Genomic DNA, 19,045 nt, shown 5'->3' with positions numbered 1-19,045 from the left:
GTGAAAGCCGACACCCGACACCTGGCACTGCCATTTTTTGACGATGCGCACCGCACACTGGGCGAGCAGCTCGCGGCCTGGGTGCCCGCCCAGCAGGTTGACGAAAGCGACGATAGACGCGCCTGCAAGGAGTGGGTGCGCCTGCTCGGCGACGCCGGCTGGCTGCGCTACTGCGTGCCCGCCAGTGCCGGCGGGGCGATGGACAAGCTCGACTCGCGCGCGCTGGTGATCCTGCGCGAAACCCTGGCTTTTCATTCCCCGCTGGCCGACTTTGCGTTTGCGATGCAGGGCCTGGGCAGCGGCGCCATCACCCTGGCCGGCACGCCGGCGCAGCAGGCGGCCTACCTGCCCGCAGTGGCGCGCGGCGACAAGATTGCCGCCTTTGCGCTGAGCGAACCCGACGCGGGCTCGGACGCCGGCGCGATGACCACCAGCGCCGACGCTTGCCAGGGCGGCTGGGCCCTCAACGGCTGCAAGACCTGGATCAGCAACGGCGACATCGCCGACTTTTACGTGACCTTCGCCAAGACCGACATGGCGGCCGGCACACGCGGCATCACCGCCTTCATCGTGGACGCCGGCAAGCCCGGCCTGGACAGCAGCGAACACATCGCGGTGATGGCACCGCATCCGCTGGCCACGCTGAAATTTGCACATTGCAAGCTCCCCGGCGAGGCGCAGCTGGGCGCGTTGAACGGCGGCTTCAAGCTGGCCATGCAGACGCTGGACATCTTCCGCGCCTCGGTCGCCGCCGCGGCGCTGGGCATGGCGCGCCGCGCGCTGACTGAAGCCGTGCGTTTTTCCCGCGAACGCAAGATGTTCGGCCAGACCCTGGCCGACTTCCAGCTCACGCAGGCCAAGATCGGCGAGATGGCGGCGCTGATCGATGCCGCCGCCCTGCTGACCTACCGCGCCGCCTGGCTGCGCGATGACAGCGAAGCCAGCGGTGCCGGCAAACGCATCACCGCCGAAGCCGAAGGCCGGAGAGATCGCACCGTGGCCGCTGCGATGGCCAAGATGACGGCGACGGAAAACGCCCAGCGGGTGATCGACATGGCCCTGCAGATGCACGGCGGCCTGGGCGTGAAGGTCGGCACCAAGGTCGAAAGCCTGTACCGCGACATCCGCTCGCTGCGCATCTACGAAGGTGCGACCGAAGTCCAGCAACTGATCATTGGCAAGGCGGTATTGCAATCATGAGCACCCCCTCTCACCCCTCCGTCCAGACCGACCGCTTCGTGCACGATCGCCTGCCGCCGCCGGACCAGTGGCCGCAGATGCGTTACGACTTGCCCGAGCTGCAGATTCCCGCACAGGCCAACCTGGTGGACGTGCTGTTCGAGCGTGCCAACAAGCGCGGCCTGTCGGACCGGCCCTTCCTGCGCTCCGACAAGATTGTCCTCAGTTATGCAGACGCCCATGAACGTGTCAAGCACATCGCCCAGGTGCTGACGGAAGACCTGCAGCTGGTACCCGGCAACCGCGTGCTGCTGCGCGGCGGCAACACCATCGGTATGGCGCTGGCCTGGCTGGGTGTGGTCAAGGCCGGGCTGGTGGCCGTGGCCACCATGCCGCTGCTGCGCGCCAAAGAGCTCGGTGAAATCATCGCCAAGTCCCAGGCCACGGTGGCGCTGTGTGATGCCGGCCTGCTGGCCGAGCTGCAGGCCGCGCGCGACCTGAACCCGACGCTCAGGACCATCGTCCCCTTCAACCTGAACGAGCCCGGCTCGCTCGCCGTGCGTGCCGCCGGCAAGGATGGCCAGTTCGCGCCCTGCCGGACCTCGGCCGACGACATCGCGATGATGGCCTTCACCTCCGGCACCACCGGTACGCCGAAAGCGGCCGTGCACACGCACCGCGACGTGCTCGCGGCCTGCGAGGCCTGGCCGCGCCATGTGCTCCAGGCCACGCCGGACGACATCGTGATGGGCTCGCCGCCACTGGCATTCACCTTCGGCTTGGGCGGCATGCTGGTCTTCCCGATGTGGGCGGGTGCCTCGGTGTATTACCCCGGCATCCCCTATACGCCGGAAGCCATGGTCAAGCTCATCAACGAGGTGGGCGCCACCATCTGCTACACCGCACCCACCTTCTACCGCCAGATGGCCGCCTTTGCCAAGCAGCATGGCGTGCCGACGCTGCACATCTGCGTCAGCGCGGGCGAGGGCCTGCCCGACGCCACGCGCCAGCTCTGGAAGGAGGCGACCGGCATCGAGATGACCGACGGCATCGGCGCCACCGAGATGTTCCACATCTTCATTTCCGCCGCGCCGGCAGACGTGCGCCGCGGCGCCATCGGCAAGGTGGTACCCGGTTACACCGCGAAGGTGGTGAATGACGAAGGCCGGGAAGTCCCGCGCGGCACCATCGGCAAGCTGGCGGTCATCGGGCCCACCGGCTGCCGCTACCTGGACGACGCGCGCCAGGCGAACTATGTGAAAAACGGCTGGAACTACCCGGGCGACGCCTTCCTGCAGGACGCCGACGGCTACTTCTTCTTCCAGTCCCGGGCCGACGACATGATCATCACCTCGGGCTACAACGTGGGGGGCCCCGAAGTGGAAGACGCCCTGCTCAAACACCCGGCGGTGGCCGAATGCGGCGTGATCGGCGAGCCCGACGAGGAGCGCGGCATGATCGTCAAGGCCTTTGTTGTACTCAAGCCCGGCCAGGAAGCCGGCGAAGCCATGACCCGGCTGCTGCAGGACCATGTGAAAGCCGCGCTGGCGCCGTTCAAGTACCCGCGCCGGATTGAATTCGTGAGCAGCCTGCCGCGCACGGAGACCGGCAAACTCCAGCGCTTCAAGCTGCGCCAGCCATGAGAGACGCATGAAATTCACCACACAAAAGCTGATCCGCTTTCACCACTGCGACCCGGCCGGCATTGTTTTCTACCCGCAGTATTACTACCTGCTGCATGAGGCACAGGAAGATTTTCTGGCACATATCGGTTTTCCCGAGCACGAGATGATTGCCGGCGGCCTGGGCGTGCCCATCGTGGACATGAAAACCGAGTTTCTCGGCATGTGCCGCTATGGCGACGAGGTCAGCATCGAGCTCAGCCTGACCCGGTTGGGCCACACCAGCATCGGCATGCACTATGAAATTCATAGCGCCTCGCACAACAAGGACGTGGGCCAGACCCTTAAATTACGTGCAAACTCGGTGGTCGTCTGCGCCGAAATTCCCAATGGCAAGGCTTTGCGCATTCCTGACGAATGGCGCGAAGCGATGCTGCCTTATCTGCAAACCCCACTGGAAGACAAGTCATGATGAAACTATTGCAGCCGGACGGCTGGGCAGCGCCCAGGGGTTACGCCAATGGCGTGATGGCCCGAGGCGCGCTGATTTTTGTAGGCGGGCAGATCGGCTGGAATGCCCAGCAGCAATTTGAAAGCGACGACTTCATCGCCCAGACCCGCCAGGCCCTGCAAAACATCCTGGCCGTGCTGCAGGCCGGCGGCGCGGGGCCAGAGCACATGGCACGCATGACCTGGTACGTGGTAGACCGCGTGGAATACACCGCACGGCTCAAGGAGCTGGGTGCGGTGTACCGCGAGGTGATGGGCAAAAACTTTCCGGCCATGACCTGCGTGGAAGTGTCCGCCCTGGTGGAGGAGCGGGCCCGCATCGAAATTGAAGTGACGGCTGTCCTGCCAGATTGAGCCGGTGACCCTGCCTTCCGAAGCAGGCCAGACCGCAGGCCGGGCGACGGCGTTCCGGGGGCTTTTCTGGCTTAAGATGAGTCAGAATTGATAACGTTGAGGTTCACGTCGATGCATCTGGAGATCTACCTGACCCCCCTCCCATCCACACCCACCAGGCTTGCATTTCATGGCTGATCAGACATCCGGTTTCAAGCAGATCACGCCCGAGCCCGAATTCGGCCTGGCCGAGGCCCAGCGAAGAATGCAGCAGCAGCTGATGGAAATGACCGGGGTGGCCCAGTCCGTCTTCCACCTGGAAACCCAGCAGCTCAGCTGGAACCCGCGCGCCTATCAGCTGTTTGGCATGCCCGCGGGCACCCCCATGACGCTGGAAGCAGCCATGGGCCTGGTTTATCCGGACGACCTGGACTTGCTGGTCCGGGCGCGCGACCAGTTGCGCAAGACCCCGGGGGCCATCGAGCTGGACTACCGCGTCATCCGCCCCGATGGCGGCTTGGTGGACGTGCATGCCCTGCTCTATCTGGAGTCCGATGCGCAAGGCCGGCCGCTGGCCTATATCGAAATGAGCCTGGACGTCACCGAGCGCAAACGGGTGGAAAACGCCCTGCTTCAGTCTGCGCGCTTGTGCCGGGCGCTGGACCAGGTTTCCACCGATGGTTATTGGGAACAGACCGCCGCTGCGCAAGGCGCCAACCCGGCAGACACGCTGTCGGCACCCCTGCAGAGTCCCAAGGCCGCCAGCCAGGGCCTGCAGCGAAAAATGCGGGTGCTGTATGTAGAGGACAACATGTACAACCTCATGCTGTTTGATGACGTCATGCGAACGCGCGACGATGTCGAGGTCCGCATGGCACAAAACGGTGCCCAGGGCTTTGAGGTGGCCGGCAACTGGTTGCCCGACGTGCTGGTGCTCGATGGCCGGCTGCCGGACACCCATGGGATTGACCTGCTCAAGCGCATGCGGGAGATCCCGGGCCTGCGGGCAACGCCGGCCTTCATGTGTTCGGCCGACACCCAGCCGGAGCACAAAGTGCTTGCCGAGCAGGCAGGATTTGCCGGCTACTGGACCAAGCCGGTGGACTTTGACAAGGTGTTCGACGAGCTCGACCGGGTGGCAGCCGATACCGAGTTGGGCTAAGACCTTTTTGCGAGTGCACAAACCGGGTGACCAGGCCCCAGGCGCCGCCTTCGCAGGCGCAGGTGGCCCGCATTGGGGCCTGCTGCGCATCCATTCCAGCTGACAAGCCACCGGTCGCCGGGCGGCTCCGGCAATTACTGGATGCCCTGCACCGGCGTCACAGAGCTCTCGCGCACGATCAGCCAGCGGTCGCCCACCCGCTCCCATTGCAGGGTTTTGGTCACCACGTCCCGATAGTTGGCCGAGCGGTAGGTCTGCCGGAAAGTCGCCGTTGCATGGGTGGCGTCGGGCGCGGCGACCGACAACTCGCTCACTTCCACAGAAATATCAACGGCGCGCCCCAGAACCGCCCTGCGCTTTTCTTTCCAGGCGTCCCGGTCACCCTCGTTGGACGGCACGAAGCCGGGCGCATAAAAGCCAAGGTATAACTCCACATCCCGCTTTGACCAGGCGGCGCGCCAACCTTCCAGGGCATTGCTGATCTCGCTGCTGCTGCCGGCCTCTGGCACCCCGGCCGGCACTGGCGCCACAACAGGCGCCGGTTTGGGCGCTGCGGAGGGTGTCGGCTGCAGGGCGGGCCTGGCGGCCGGCGCAGACGCCAGGGCCTGCTGCGCGGCACGCTCGCGTGCATTGGCCAGGGCCGTCTGCTGTTCCAGCGTCCGCCGGAGTTCGCTGCTCCCGGAACCAGCGGGCGTTGTCGCTGGTGTCGCCGGTGCAGGCGGCTTGAGCGGCGCGCCAGGTGCGGGGACCGGCGCCAGACGGCCACCCGCTGGGGGCAAGGGCGTCGCGGTGGGTGCAAAAACTTCCTGCACGGCGCGCTCACGCGCATTGAACAGTGCCGTCTCCTTCACCTGATCGGCGGCCCGCTGGATCAGGGCGTCCTTGTCCACCACATACACGCTAACAGGCTCGGCCGGGCAGTGCTGCGAAGCGTCTTCACCGTCGTTCCACTGATCCAGCCCGGGGAAGCCGCCGGTCTCGATTCTGGAAAGTTCAAGGGCGGCCAACAGCGTGCCCAGACCCGCCTGCGTCCTGGCGTACGCGATGTTGAGGTCCTGCTCGGCATTGGCCACGGCACGCTTGGCCTGGAACAGTTCGTTCTCCGTGTCCAGCAGATCCAGCAGCGTGCGCTGGCCGATGTCGAATTGCTGGCGGTAGGCATTGCGCGCTTTCTCGAGAGACACCTTGTTCTGATCAAGGTAGCCCAGCTGCTCCTTGAGCTTGCGTGCATCGTTGTAGGCGATCAGCAGCGTCTGCCGGATGTCGCGGCAGGTCTTGTCGCGCAAGTCCTTGGCCACATTGAGTTGCTCGGCAAACTGGCGCTCCCGCGCCCGGTCGCTGAAGCCGTTGAACAGGTTCCAGCTCATGACCACTTCCGCGACGGTAGAGTCGGTACTGCCCGTGACGCCGTTCAGGTTGGCGCCCTGCTCGCGGCGCAAACGCAGGTCGAAACGCGGCTGGTACGCACCGCTGCGGGAGGCCAATGCAGCATTGGAAGCACGCACGTTTTCAATCGACGCGCGCAAGGCCCCATTGCGCTGCTGCGCGCTGCGTATGGCACCGGACGCGTTCTCCGGAATATCCCGCATCAACGGCGCAGGCACCGGCATGTCCCGGGTTGGCATCAGGCCCACAATGCGCTGGAAACGCGCCGTGGTGTCGTGCAAATTGGAGGTCTCGGTCAGCAGGTTGGCCTCGGCCATGGCCAGACGTGCGGAGATCTGCTCGAGATCGACGGCCCGCGCCACCTTCGCCTTGACGCGTCGCTCTGTCTGGTCAAAAACCGAGCGGTGCTGGACAAAATTGTCCTCAGCCAAGCGCAAAAGCTCCCGATAACGCAAGACATCGTAATAGGCGCGCACTGCTTCAAGTGCCACACTCTCCGAGGTGTCAAAAAACTCGAACAGACGCACCAGCCGCGCATGGTCAAGCCGCTTGACGTCGTTGCGCGTGGCAAAGCCGTCGTAAAGCAGCTGGGTGATGGTCAGGGACGCCGAATTGCGGTCGAAGCGGGTGCCAATCGTGGCAGCAGCGTTGCGCCGCTCCGCGCCGCTGCCGGCTGCAAGATCGACCTTGGGCAACAAAGCGCCGGCCCCAACATCACGCTCACCGTCGGCGGCCTTGATGGTGTGCCAGCGCGCGAGAACTTCGGGGTTGTTCAGCACCGCATTCTGTGCGGCTTCCTTGAGCGTCAGCGGCTTGCCTGTTGCCTGGGCCAAAACCGGCGCCGGAAACACCAGCGCCAGGGCGCTGAACGCAACACCGGCAAGCATCAGCGCGGCCAGGGTGTTTTTCAGGCAGTAGCGCACGGCAACGCGCTGGCCATGCGAAAAAGTACCAGCTGCAAGAGGGGCCAGCAGGGACTCTCTCAAGTTCATGCTATCCACAGCTTCGCCGTTACACTGACAGAACCCGACGTGCAGGCAATGGCAGCCGGGGTCAGCATGGCAAAGCGTTTGGGTTGCTTTTCTGGCATCTTCTTACTCTTTGCTACAAATGGGCGCGCACTGTGCAGGCTGCGGAATGATCGAGCTATCAACTTGAGTGATTAGAAAATCATTCGAAATCAGGTTAACAAATCACCGTTAGTTACTGTTTTATATAGATATTTTCATGTTAACGCAGGATTTTCCGAAGAGCAATTAATATCCGGGCGAATTTCACCACTGCGGCGAAAACGAAACACTTGAAGCACCTCCCCAAAGCCGCCCTGATTGTCGTGCTGCTCGTTCTCGGGGCGCTGAAGGTTGCCGCGGTTGATTTTGACCGCATGCAAAGCGTCCTGACCCAGCGCTTTGGCCCCACCGCCCGCGAATCATTCCGCGACTGGCAAAAACTCCTGCAGAGCAGCGCGGACCAGACGGCATCTGTCCAGCTCAGGCGGGTCAATGACTTTTACAACCGCCGGATCAGGTTCGGGGAAGACCAGCCCATCTGGGGACAAAGCGACTATTGGGCCACCCCGATGGAAACCCTGGGCAAAGGCGCGGGCGACTGCGAAGACTTTGCCATCGCCAAGTATTTCACGCTGCTGCTGCTCAACATTCCTGACGAGAAATTGCGCCTGATCTATGTACAGGCCCGGTTAGGTGGCGTCAACAGCAGCATCACCCAGGCCCACATGGTGCTGGCCTATTACCCGTCCCCAGAGGCCGAACCCCTGATTCTCGACAACCTGATTGACGACTTGCTGCCTGCATCGCGCCGCCCGGACCTGCAACCGGTGTTCAGCTTCAACAGCCAGGGGCTCTGGCAAGGCGCCTCCGGCGCGCGAGGCGCCGGAGGCCCCGCCAATCTGACCCGGTGGCAGGAGTTGCTCAGGCGTGCGCGCGCCGAAGGTTTTGATTGAACCCATTTAGAAACCGCTATAAAAAACTGTTCCGAGGGGAATCTTCCATGTCGATGTACCGCCAAATGTGGCTCGCAATCATTCTCAGCACGCTGCTGGCGCTGCTGGGTGGCCTGCTGGCGTCCACGCTGAACGCCCGAAGCTACCTGACCGAGCAGCTCAGCGCCAAAAACACCGACAACGCCACCGCGCTGGCACTGGCGCTGAGCCAGCAGCGTGCCGATGCGGTCATGGTGGAGCTGACAGTTTCGGCCCTGTTCGACAGCGGCCACTATGCCCTGATACGCGTTGTGGACCCGCTTGGGAAAACCATTGTCGAGCGGATCGCACCGGCCACGGCACGCACCGTACCGGCCTGGTTTGTCCAGGCGCTGCCGCTGAACGCGACACCCGGACAAGCGCAGATCAGCAGCGGCTGGACCCAGCTCGGCACCCTGACCCTTGTCAGCGACAGCCATTTCGCCTACCTGGCGCTGTGGAAAAGCGTCGTGCAACTGGTGGTCGCCCTGGGCCTGTCGGGACTGCTCGGCGGCTTCCTCGGGGCCATGATCCTGCGACGCCTTCGAGAACCGCTGCAGCGGGTCATCAAGCAAGCCAGCGACATCAGCGAACGCCGCTTTGTGCTGATTGATGTGCCGCAAGTGCCAGAACTCAAACAACTTGCCCTGGCCATGAACAGCACGGTCACCCGCCTCAAGACCATGTTTGCCGAAGAAGCGCAACGCCTGGAGGTTCTTCGTATCAGCGCCAACTACGACCCGCTCACGGGCTTGGCCAACCGGACCTTCTTTCTGACCCAGTTGCTGGACTCGCTCGACACCGAAGATGCCACGGGCGGCACGCTGCTGCTGGTGCGTCTGGCCAATTTTTCCCGGCATCACCAGCGCCTGGGGGCGCCGGCTGTCAATGAGCTCCTGAAAGCCTTCGCTGCGGTGCTGGACCAGCACGCCGCGCAGGCCCACGCTGTGGCAGCACGCATCGGTGAATCCGATTTTGCGCTGCTGGTGCCAGGCCCGACCGGTGCGCACGATGTGGCCCGCAAGCTGCTGGCGGCGCTGGTGGAGGCGAGTGCCCCCCTGACCGGAAGCGGACCCGCTGCCTACATAGGCATGGGCAAGTTGCAGCACGGACAGGACATGGCGGGTTTGATGGCCCAGGTCTCGGGCGCACTCGTGGCGGCCGAGGCGACAGGCGACAACACCATCCGCGAGGCTCGCAGCGAAACCACCACCGAAAATGACCATCAAACAGCAGACCTTATCAGGCAGGCCGTCGTCAATGGCCAGGTTCGCCAGCTCACTTTCCCGGTCCTTGATCTGAAAGGACATCTCGTCCATCGGGACTGCGCCACGGAACTGATGCTTGATGGCACACAGGCCTGGCAGCCCACCCGGCACTTCCGGCAAATAGGCGAGGCTTTTCAACTGATGCCGCTGATCGATCTGTCGACCATCCGGCTGGCGCTTGGAAAACTGGGCAGCGAGCCGGGCCTGGCCGGCTTGGCGGTCAGCCTATCGGCACTTTCTGTCAGCGAAAAAGACTTTCGCTCGCACTTGCTGGACATGCTCAGGGGAAACCAGGAAGCGGCCCACCGCCTGTGGCTGGAGGTGCCGGAAGCTGCGGCCGTCCAGCACCTCGACAGTTTTCGCGAATTCGTCGCCGACATCAGAAAAGCCGGCAGCCGTGTGGGACTGGGCCAGTTTGGCCGGCATTTCAGCGAGGTCGATGCGTTGCACGATCTCGGGCTCGATTTCCTGAAGGTCGATGCAAGCTTCATCCGGGGCCTGCAATACAGCACGGACAACCAGCTTTTCCTCAAGAGCCTGGCAAGCGTGGCCCACAAAATGGGCATGCAGGTTTATGCCGACGGCGTGATCGACCGCGCGGAACTGGCGGCCCTTGAAGGGGCGGGCTTCGACGGAGCGTCGGGGCCTGCTATCAAAGAGCCCATCTGACAACCACCGAACCATCGCCCTTAAAAGAAGCCGCCGGATCTTTTTGATCCGGCGGCTTCTTTTTGCCAGCGACCGGGCGCGTCAGTCCGTGTTGAGTTTTCCTCTGGTCAGCAGGTCCTGAATCACCTGCTGATCGGTGGTGTACACGCCAATCATGTCGACACCGGACAGCACAATCCGCTGATCGACGGCGCCCAGCACGGCAGCCGAGGGCGCGCCCACGGTGTGCGGATCGCTGGAAAAGCCGCCTGTGCTACTGATGTGGACAATCGTGTCGGCACCCGATTTTTCGAAGTGCAGGAAGTTCGCCAGATTGTCCTGACCGAGCAGGGTGCCTGCAGTTTCGCCGACCAGAAGATCACGCAGATCCAGGACATCCCCTCCTGTCGAGCGCGCGCCGAGATTGAAGTCGGTGATCGTATCGGTCACGGGCGCTCCTGCCGCTCCACCGTCATTCAGCTCCCAGCGGAAGATATCTGCCCCCAGGCCACCAGTCAGGTTATCGGCACCCTGGCCACCGATGATCAGATCGCGTCCGTCACCGCCGTTGATGATGTCGGTACCGGTCCCTCCCTCGAGCCGGTCGTCGCCCGCGGCGCCGCTGAGCGTGTCATTGCCATCACCGCCGTAGACAAAGTCCGAAGAAGCCGTCAGCGTCGGCGTGTTGTTCGCAGCCGTCCCCTCATAGGCATTGGTGGCGGACACAAGACTGATCATCTGGTCCACCGTATGCACACCGGCGGTGGCGCTGACGCCAATCAGTGCCGACTGGGTGGTGCCCACGCCACTGACCGTCAAGCGGGTGGACAAATCCCAGGTCGATATGTCAATCGACTGCGTCGTACCGGTCGTGACCGTTGCAGTGTGGCCGGCACCATCACTGATGGTCCAGCCCGTGAGCAGGCCATTGACCGTCAACGTGTCGAACGCCCGCGCGGTCACGTCAAGCTGGAAGCTGGTGCCGTCATTGGCAATCGCCACATCGTGATGGCCCGTCTCGACCTGCCAGATCGAACGCACCTGCTCGTTGCTCAACACGCTGCCGTAAATGCGCAGATCATCAATGGCGGCGTTGAGGTACTTGTCGTTGCTGATGTTGCGTGAAAAGTCTCCATTCACGCCGTTGGTAAAGCCGATCCCGAAGACATTGGTAATCGTCCCCGCCAGACCCGCGGCCGTCACGGTACTCTCCAACACGCCATCCACCCATATCTGGGTCGCCCCGGTGGCAGAGTTTCGCGTCATGGCGACAAAATGCCAGACATCATTGGCGATGACCGTGGTACTTTTGGCGCCCGCAGTATCCCCGACGTTCAGTCCGATGCGGCCATTGTTGTCTATCCAACCCCACTGCGCGTCGTTGACTGCGCCGTTCTGCTCCGAACCAATCACGCTGGGCCGGTTCCACCCGACATCCGTTCCGCCAAACTGCGCCGCATCAGTCGTCGCGTTTTGCGTGGTCTTGATCCAGAACGACACCGTGGCCGAATTCGTGATCGGATTGAGCTCAACCGGATCGACCGCCAGGGACGACCCTTTGCCGTCAAACTGCAGCGCGGTACCCGACGTTCCTGCGTGTCCGGTCACCCAGGTCGGCAGCGCGCTGCCGTTCGTGGTGTTGGCATCCGACAGCGTGCCCTTGATGTTCCTGAGCTCGTTGACCGCCGGCACACCAAAAGCTTCGTCAAACGTCCACTGTCCGACAGGGCGGACCGACAGAATAGGCGCGCTGTCCAGGTCCAGAATGGTCGCCGTGCCCACTGCAATGGAGTTGGAGATTGGACCGGTGGACAGGTTGGCTGTCAGCGTGAAGGTTTCCGAACTCTCAATGCTTCCATCGACCGTGGTGGGCGTTCGCACCAGCACACTGGTTTTGCCGGCGGAAATCACCAGGCCACCTGAATAGGCGGTCCAGGTGGTGCCACCATTGACGGAATATTCCAGACCCGGGCCATAGTCTGCGGTACTGGCGGTACCGTTGCCCGTGGAAAGCGTCACCGTCACATCATTGCCAGTCTGGGCGCCGAGCCGGATGTCAAACACCGCGTAATCGCCCTCGACAATCGTTGTGTTGCTGACGACGGCCAGGGAAGGCGGCGGGCTCGCGGAAATGCCGTTGGTGAAGATATTGAACGTCAGGGTTTGCGACGAACTCGCCGTGGCACCGTTGGAGCCTTCCGTGCCTGTCGCCGTGACACCCAGATCGAGCCGGCCTGAGTAGTCTTCCGGGAACACCAGATAAGCGGCCGCAAGTGCTGCCGTCGGAATGGTGACCGAACCATTGACCGGGTTGTAGGTGACACCGCCTGAGACGATGCGCGAACCCCCCGGCATATTGAAAATGCGCAGGGACAGAGTTTCCGAGCCATCGGCATCCACCAGGCTGGTCGTGATTTTTCCGGCCAGCGATATCTGCGTGGTTGTCCCTGTCACCGAGTTGAGGTTGGTCGCGTTGTCCTGCATCGCGCCCTGCGCCTGCACCAGGCGGATATCGTCAAAGTAGGCTCCCACGCCCTCCCCGCTTTCGGCCGAAGTCGTGCGGATGGTGATCGTGTGGTTGCCGGTTGTCGAGAAGTTGAAGCCCGCGCGCACGGCCTCCCACACCAGCGAGGAGTTGACTGCGCCGGATGCGTAGGTGTACACCACTTCACCGGCCGTCCCCGCATCCAGCACCACCTGGAAGCCGGTCCCCGCAACAGGCGCCGCATCCGGCGCATAGTTCATGCTCAGCTGGTAGACGTCCGCGGTGTTACTGACATTGATGGTTCGTGTGATGCCCAGTGTCTGGTAGTTCGGGTTAAGGGCAGAAACGCCATTGGCGGCGTTGTCCAGATGCAGAAACACTTTTTGCGAGTCGCCACCGGTGGCGCTTCCCGTCATCCCGCTCGCGATGTAGGGCGTACCACCCGATGTCGTGATCGCATCACCATCGGCATTGAAGTAGAACTGGTTCACCTGGCGCCCGGCAGAAGCGCCGGCCGTATCCCCAGTCAGCGTCGTGACCAGCGACCAGCCTTCGATGGCCGCTGTCCCCAGGGCATGGGTGGCATTGTTCGTATCGTCGGCGGAACCCGCCAGCGGCCCGACGGACTCCCAGTTGGTGCTGAACACCTCCGTGAACGAATTGACCACGCTGAGGTTGGGCGCATCGGCAACCGCCGTGACATTGATGGTGGCTACCGTGCTGGCGCTGGTGGCGCTCGAATTGTCGGTCGCAAAGAAGTTGAAATTGGTGGTTCCCGCCCAGTTGGCAGCCGGCTTGAAATAAAGTGTCAAACCGCCCGCGCTGGCGGCGTAAGCCACGCCCGTCGATACCGCCATTGTCATGGCCGGATCGGTATACAACACGCCGTTGGAAGGCGTGCTGCTCAGCGTGAAACTGGCCACCGTGCCGTTGGGGTCCACTGCAGTCAGAGCCACCGCGATCCCGCCGGCCGCGTCCTCATTGCCCGTCGCGCTGGCGGCGGTCGCAATCGGATTGCCCGAGGTCGCCATGTTGATGGTCGTGTTGGCCACGTTGCTGGTCAACGCCCCGTCGGTCACACTGACCGTGAAGTTGCGTGCCGTCAGGCTGGCCGTGGTGCTGGCGTTGGTGAAGGTGATGGCATTGAGCGCCGTCTGGTAGTTCGCCGGACTCGACGCCCCTGACAAGGTCACGATATTGCTGTTCGCGCCGCTGATGACGGCAGTGATGCCAAGACCGCCTGGAATGCCGGCCGTTGACAGCACATCACCAATCTGCCAGTTGGTCAACGTGAGGGTCGCGCCTGTCAGGTTGGCATTGTCCACGTCGCTGATCAGGACATCGGTGTCGGTGATCTTGACCGGTGTGGGCGCAGGACCGGTGCTCCGTATGAAGTAGGTCGAAAAGCCGGTGCCAGCGGCACTGGCGTCCAGGTCAAGGACCGGCGCATCGTTGACGGACACCACATTCACCGTTGTCGTCGCGACCGCGCTGCTGAAGGTTCCGTCACTCACGGTCACCGTGATGCTGCGCGGGGTGGTGTTCGGGTTTTCCGATGTATTGACGTAAGTGATCGCCCGCAAGGCCGCGGCATAACTGGCGACGGGCGCCGAGCCGGACAGGGTCAGGATGTTGTTATTGGGCCCGGAGAACGTATAGGTGATTCCGGCCGCAATGGAACCAATCGAGAGGCTGTCACCGGCCTGCCAGTTGGTCAGCGTGATGACAGCGCCCGAAAGGCTCGTATTGTCGTCAGCCAGAACCTGGCCGGCCGCCGTGATCGGCACGCCCGCACCGTTTTCGGTGTAGGAAGTGACGTAGCCGGTCCCTCCCGTGCCGCCATCAAGATCCAGGGTAGGAGCAACGTCGTTGACCGATACCACGGTGACCGTTGATGAAATCGAGAGCGTCGAGGTGTCCACGCCGCCGCTGACCGTTCCACCGCTGTCCGTGACCTGGGTGAGCGTGAACGTCCGGTCACCGGCACCCGGGTCGTTGACATTGGTGTTCTGGTAAGTGATGCCATTGACCAGCGCCTGCGTGACAGCAGTGGACAGCGTACCGCCCGTCAGCACCACGGTGGCGATGCCGCCTGTCACCGTCACCGCATAACCCAGGCCATTGGTGACGGTGGTACCCGAGCTGTTGGCACCCAGCGTGATGGTTCTGCCGTCGACAACAATCGATTCACTGGCGCCATCAACCAGGCCGGTTATCTGGAATGTCAGGCCCGTGATGTTTTGCCCCGCTTCAATCGTGCTGGCGGCCGCACTGCTGAACACAGCCACTGCCGCGGATTGAACAGCGCCGACCCCTTCGGTGAACGTCGGGCTCAACGCCGTCGCAGTCAGGGTTGGTGCATCGTTGATATCGATCACGCTGATGGACACCGTATCCGTCGCGCTCGAAAAAGCGGTGGTTCCACCGTTGCTGCTGGTATTCACCTTGGTGGCGGCTTCGCCGGAGGTGGTGTCCCAGGCCCGGATGGTGAGGCCATCGGCAACCGTGCCCGAAAAACCCGTCGCAGGCTGGAAATACACCCGCGTGTTTCCGTCGGCAGCCAGCAACAGCGCACCCGTGTCACTCACGGAGCCCATGGCTCGCCAGGTCGTGCCACCGTCGGTCGTGAAGTACCAGGTGCCGTTGGTGGCGTTGCTGCCGGTGATGGCGACGCCTTGGATAGCGCCCGCATCCACATCGGTCACGCCACCCACCAGCGTCGAGACCAGGCTGCCGACGGCGCCGGTCGGAATCGCCGCATTCTGATTGACTGCACCCAGGGTGAGGACGGTGTCGGCCAACACTGGTGCATCGTTTACTGGATTGACCGTGATGGTTGCCGTGGCGATGGCGCTGCTCATGGTTCCCGTGGCTGCGTCATCGGCTCTGTAGGTGAAACTCGCCGTACCGTTGTAATTGGCGTTTGGCACAAAGTACAAGGTGACACTGTTTCCCGTGGCGGCGTAATCGGTATTGATGGCGGCCAGTGTCGTCAGGGCAGCGCTGGTATACAGCGTGCCATTCGCAGGTAGGCTGCTCAACTGAAATCGGATCACCGAGGTATCGTCACGCCCGCCAAGTTCTATGGGAGTGGAGGCGGCATCTTCATTTCCCGACCCGGTTGCGCCGAACGCCACCGGGGTCGTAGAAGTTGCAAATACGATGGATGTCGTTGCGGTATTGCTTGTAGCACCTTGCGCATCCGTCACGGTGATGTCCACGCTGCGTGTACGTGCACGGTTTGCATTGATGTTGTCGAAGGTCACCTCTCTCAGTGCGGCCTGGTATTCCGCCAAGGTGGCCGTCTGACCACCAATGGTGCTGATGACCAGCGTCCCTGTCGTCGCGTTGTAGGTGCTGGTGAATTTGGCTGGATTGATGTTGTTGAATGCGAGGGAATCTGTTCCCCTGTCATTGAAGTTGGTGCTGATATCGATCGTTACGCTCGCAATATTCTGGCTGTCAACGTCAGTGATGAGCACATCTGAGTCAACAATTTTCACTGCAGCTTCACCTCCGGCATAAATGAAAGTGGTTGAGTAACCTGTCCCTGTGGCGCTGGCATCCAGATCCAGAACGGGGGCGTCGTTGGTTGCCACAACGGTGACGGTCGATGCCACAGACGTTGCAGAGGTATCCACGCCGCCATTCAAGGTGCCGCCACTGTCCTGAATCTGGGTCAGGGTGAAGGTCCGCACGCCGGCGGTCGGGTTATCAACCGCCGTATTGTTGTAACTGATGGCATTGACCAGTGTCTGCGCCTGTGCCGCGTTCAGTGAAGCGCCGCTCAAGGTCACGGTCGCGGTACCACCACTCACCGTTGAGGTAAAAACCAGGCCGTTGGTCGTTGTCCACCCTGCAACACTAGCTCCCAAATTGATAGTACGCCCATCAACCAGAATGGTTTCATTGGCCCCGTCCTGCAAGCCGCTGACCGTGAAAGTCAGGCTCGTGATGGTTTGCCCGCTTTCAACGGTGTTCACCGCCGCGCCACTGAACACCAGGTCCGCCGGCGCCTGGTCACCCGCCGTAGCCGTCTCAGTCACCGCCGGATTGCGTGCCGTCGCCGTCAGGGTGGGGGCATCGTTGAGCGGCACCACATTGACGGTAGAAGAAGCCGACAGCGCCGTGGTGTCCACGCCCCCGTCGGTGGTGCCACCGCTGTCCTTGATCTGGGTCAGGGTGAACGTGCGGCTGCCGGCAGTGGGCTCGTTCACATTGGTGTTCTGGTAGGAAATGCCGTTGACCAGGGTCTGCGCGGCCGCGGCTGACATCGAGCCGCCGAGCAGCACCACCGTCGCCATGCCTCCACTGACAGTAACGATATAGCCCAGCCCGTTGGTCACCGTAGTTCCGGAGCTGCTGGCTGCCAGAGTGATGGTCCTGCCGTCTACAACAATCGATTCATTGGCGCCATCGAGCAAGCCGCTGACCGTGAATCTCAATCCGGTGATGTTCTGGCCCGCTTCTATCGCACTCACCGTCGCGCCACTGAACACTGAGACAGGCGCAGCCTGAGCCAGGCCAGAGCCTTCTGTGAAGTTCGGGCTGGCCGCGGAAACGGTCAGGGTGGGCGCGTCATTGACTGGCGTAACCGTGACATTCACGTTGGCCGTCTCTGTCACCCCGCCGGAGGTGACGGTGTACGTGAAGGTCGGGACCGCACCGTTGAAGTTGGACGCCGGTGTAAACACCAACTGGCCTCCTACCAGGGCAACGCTGCCATTGCTCACCGCAACCGAAGGACCGCCGTCCGTGATCGCGCTTCCATTGATTGCCGTGATGATTTTTCCGGCATTCTCGAACGTATCGTTGCCCAGCACGTTGATGGCTACTGCTGCGTCTTCCAGCGTGGTCACCGTGTCGACCACGATATCGATCACCGGCGTCACCGTGACGGTGACGCTGTCGCTGTCCGTCGATGTTCCGTCGCTGGTTAGCACCGTCAAGGTGGCGGCACCCTGGTAGTCGGCTGTGCTGGTATAACTCAGCCCATTCAGGGCCCCGTTGATCGCCGCGGCTGTTCCGCTGATGGTCACGCTGCCGCTGCCGTTGTTGGTGATGATGGCCCCTGCAAAGGCAAGCGCCGTCAACGTCCCGTTGGTCACGCTGACTGTCGTCGTCAGGGTACCGCTATCCACGTCAGACACCGTGATCGCATTGCCGTTGGCCGTGCTGAACACCTTGCTGGCGTCCTCGGCCATGGTCTGCCCTGCGGGGACCGTGTTAAGCGGTGCGTCGTCAACCGAAACCACATTGACCGTTTTGCTGGCTACCGTGCTCAGGTTGTTCAGCGCCTGCCCGTCGTTGACAACGTAGTTGATCGTCCTGGCTGCCGTGGAAGGGGTTTCGCTGGTATTGGTATAGGTCACACTGCGCAGGGCCGACTGGTATTGCGCAACCGTTGCCGTGCCGCTAAGAGTCAACACGCCGGTTGTCGCGTTGTAGCTGCCGGTGATGCCGCCCATCGTCGTAAAACCCAACACATCCTGACCGGTGGAAAAACCACTTCCAATGGAAACCGTTGCACCCGTCAGGTTGGTGTTATCCACATCGCTGACCGTGATGCCACTGTCGATCACGACAGGGGTGGAAACGGCGTTATTGCCTTCAGTAAAGGCCGTCGCACCACCACTTACCGTACCGATGGGCCGGTCGTTAACCCCTGTCATCGTCACCGTCAGGGTCTGTGTCGAGGTCGCCCCGGCCGTATCCGTCACCGTCGCCGTGAACACGTCCGTCGGCGTGCTGCCCGCCGGCAGGGCGTTGACCGCCGCTGCGTTGACCACGTAGGTGTAAGCGCCCGTTGATGCGTTGAGCGTCAGCGTGCCGTAGCTGCCCACCTGCACAGTGCCGCCTGCAACGCTCCAGGTCTTGCCATCACCCGTGTCCACATCGGTCGCCGTGAAGCTGCCCGTCAGGCTGGTGAAAGTGTCGGCTGCCGCCGTGTCCGTCACCGCAGCGGCGATCGCGCCCGAGGCCACCGGCGCATCGTTGGCGCCCTGGATGGTGATCACCAGGTTGGCCGTGCTTGTCGCCCCGACCGTATCCCTCATCGTGTAGGTGAAGGTGTCCGTCAGGGTGTTGGCGCTGGTCCTCAGTGCGTTGACCGCGGCGTTGGCGTTGTTCACGGCGTAGCTGTAGCTGCCGTCGGCGTTGAGCGTGACGCTGCCGTAGGTTCCCGCCAGCACGCTGCCCACCGTGCCGCCCGTGATCGCCGACACCGTCTTGGTGTCGCCGCTGTCCACATCCGTATCGTTGGTGAGCACGTTGCCCGTGGCGTTGCTGCCCGCCGCCGTGCCCGCTTCGACTGCCGTGCCCGTGTCAGCCACAGCCACCGGGCCGTCGTTGCTGCCGGTCAGGTTGACCGTCACCGTGGCGCTGCCGCCGTCGCTGGTCGCCACCGTGAAGGTCTCGCTGACCGCCTGCCCGGCGTTGAGGTTGTTCAGCGCGCTGGCGGTGGTGTAGCTC

Annotated in this window: 9 protein-coding genes; 7 read left to right on the top strand and 2 right to left on the bottom strand. The window is 62.8% G+C overall.

What is annotated here, in order from left to right; all coding sequences use genetic code 11:
- The 5 genes from B7G52_RS05710 (at position 1) to B7G52_RS05690 (ending at position 4,806) form a co-directional block, all read left to right on the top strand.
- Complete coding sequence (locus B7G52_RS05710) at positions 1–1,200, top strand: acyl-CoA dehydrogenase family protein (protein ID WP_096696681.1); 1,200 nt, start codon at positions 1–3, stop codon at positions 1,198–1,200.
- Positions 1,197–2,822, top strand: coding sequence for an AMP-binding protein (locus tag B7G52_RS05705; RefSeq protein WP_096696680.1), 1,626 nt, complete (start codon positions 1,197–1,199; stop codon positions 2,820–2,822). Before B7G52_RS05710 ends, B7G52_RS05705 begins: the two co-directional genes overlap by 4 nt.
- Before the next feature lie 7 nt (positions 2,823–2,829).
- Positions 2,830–3,273, top strand: coding sequence for a thioesterase family protein (locus B7G52_RS05700; RefSeq protein WP_096696679.1), 444 nt, complete (start codon positions 2,830–2,832; stop codon positions 3,271–3,273).
- Entirely contained in the window at positions 3,270–3,665 is a 396-nt protein-coding gene (locus B7G52_RS05695) for a RidA family protein (protein ID WP_096696678.1), read from the top strand. Before B7G52_RS05700 ends, B7G52_RS05695 begins: the two co-directional genes overlap by 4 nt.
- A 169-nt stretch (positions 3,666–3,834) precedes the next feature.
- Positions 3,835–4,806 carry a response regulator gene (locus B7G52_RS05690; protein ID WP_141397393.1) on the top strand — a complete coding sequence of 324 codons (972 nt, stop codon included), beginning with the start codon at positions 3,835–3,837 and terminating at the stop codon, positions 4,804–4,806.
- Between the two features lie 134 nt (positions 4,807–4,940).
- On the opposite strand, the gene B7G52_RS23765 is transcribed toward B7G52_RS05690, so the two are convergent.
- On the bottom strand, positions 4,941–7,184 hold the full coding sequence (locus tag B7G52_RS23765; RefSeq protein WP_096696676.1) for a TolC family outer membrane protein: 2,244 nt from the start codon (positions 7,182–7,184) through the stop codon (positions 4,941–4,943).
- Between the two features lie 308 nt (positions 7,185–7,492).
- Between B7G52_RS23765 and B7G52_RS05680 the strand changes: the two genes are divergently transcribed.
- Entirely contained in the window at positions 7,493–8,155 is a 663-nt protein-coding gene (locus tag B7G52_RS05680) for a transglutaminase-like cysteine peptidase (protein WP_240523335.1), read from the top strand.
- A 47-nt stretch (positions 8,156–8,202) separates the two neighbouring features.
- A complete protein-coding gene (locus B7G52_RS05675) occupies positions 8,203–10,110 on the top strand; it encodes a LapD/MoxY N-terminal periplasmic domain-containing protein (protein WP_096696675.1) in 1,908 nt (635 codons plus the stop codon).
- An 81-nt stretch (positions 10,111–10,191) separates the two neighbouring features.
- Here the strand turns inward: B7G52_RS05675 and B7G52_RS05670 are convergent, their stop codons facing one another.
- On the bottom strand, positions 10,192–18,978 hold the full coding sequence (locus tag B7G52_RS05670) for a tandem-95 repeat protein (RefSeq protein WP_371328996.1): 8,787 nt from the start codon (positions 18,976–18,978) through the stop codon (positions 10,192–10,194).
- Between the last annotated feature and the right edge of the window lie 67 nt (positions 18,979–19,045).

It is taken from the genome of Polaromonas sp. AER18D-145 (assembly GCF_002379095.1).
GTDB lineage: Bacteria > Pseudomonadota > Gammaproteobacteria > Burkholderiales > Burkholderiaceae_C > Polaromonas.
This window is presented reverse-complemented; position numbering and strand designations above follow the sequence as displayed.

What these genes read in the sequence shown, in the direction of transcription:
- B7G52_RS05705 (WP_096696680.1), top strand. Translation starts at nt 1,197, where the DNA reads ATGAGCACCCCCTCTCACCCCTCCGTCCAGACCGACCGCTTCGTGCAC.
- B7G52_RS05700 (WP_096696679.1), top strand. Translation starts at nt 2,830, where the DNA reads ATGAAATTCACCACACAAAAGCTGATCCGCTTTCACCACTGCGACCCG.
- B7G52_RS05695 (WP_096696678.1), top strand. Translation starts at nt 3,270, where the DNA reads ATGATGAAACTATTGCAGCCGGACGGCTGGGCAGCGCCCAGGGGTTAC.
- B7G52_RS05690 (WP_141397393.1), top strand. Translation starts at nt 3,835, where the DNA reads ATGGCTGATCAGACATCCGGTTTCAAGCAGATCACGCCCGAGCCCGAA.
- B7G52_RS23765 (WP_096696676.1), bottom strand. Translation starts at nt 7,184, where the DNA reads ATGAACTTGAGAGAGTCCCTGCTGGCCCCTCTTGCAGCTGGTACTTTT.
- B7G52_RS05675 (WP_096696675.1), top strand. Translation starts at nt 8,203, where the DNA reads ATGTCGATGTACCGCCAAATGTGGCTCGCAATCATTCTCAGCACGCTG.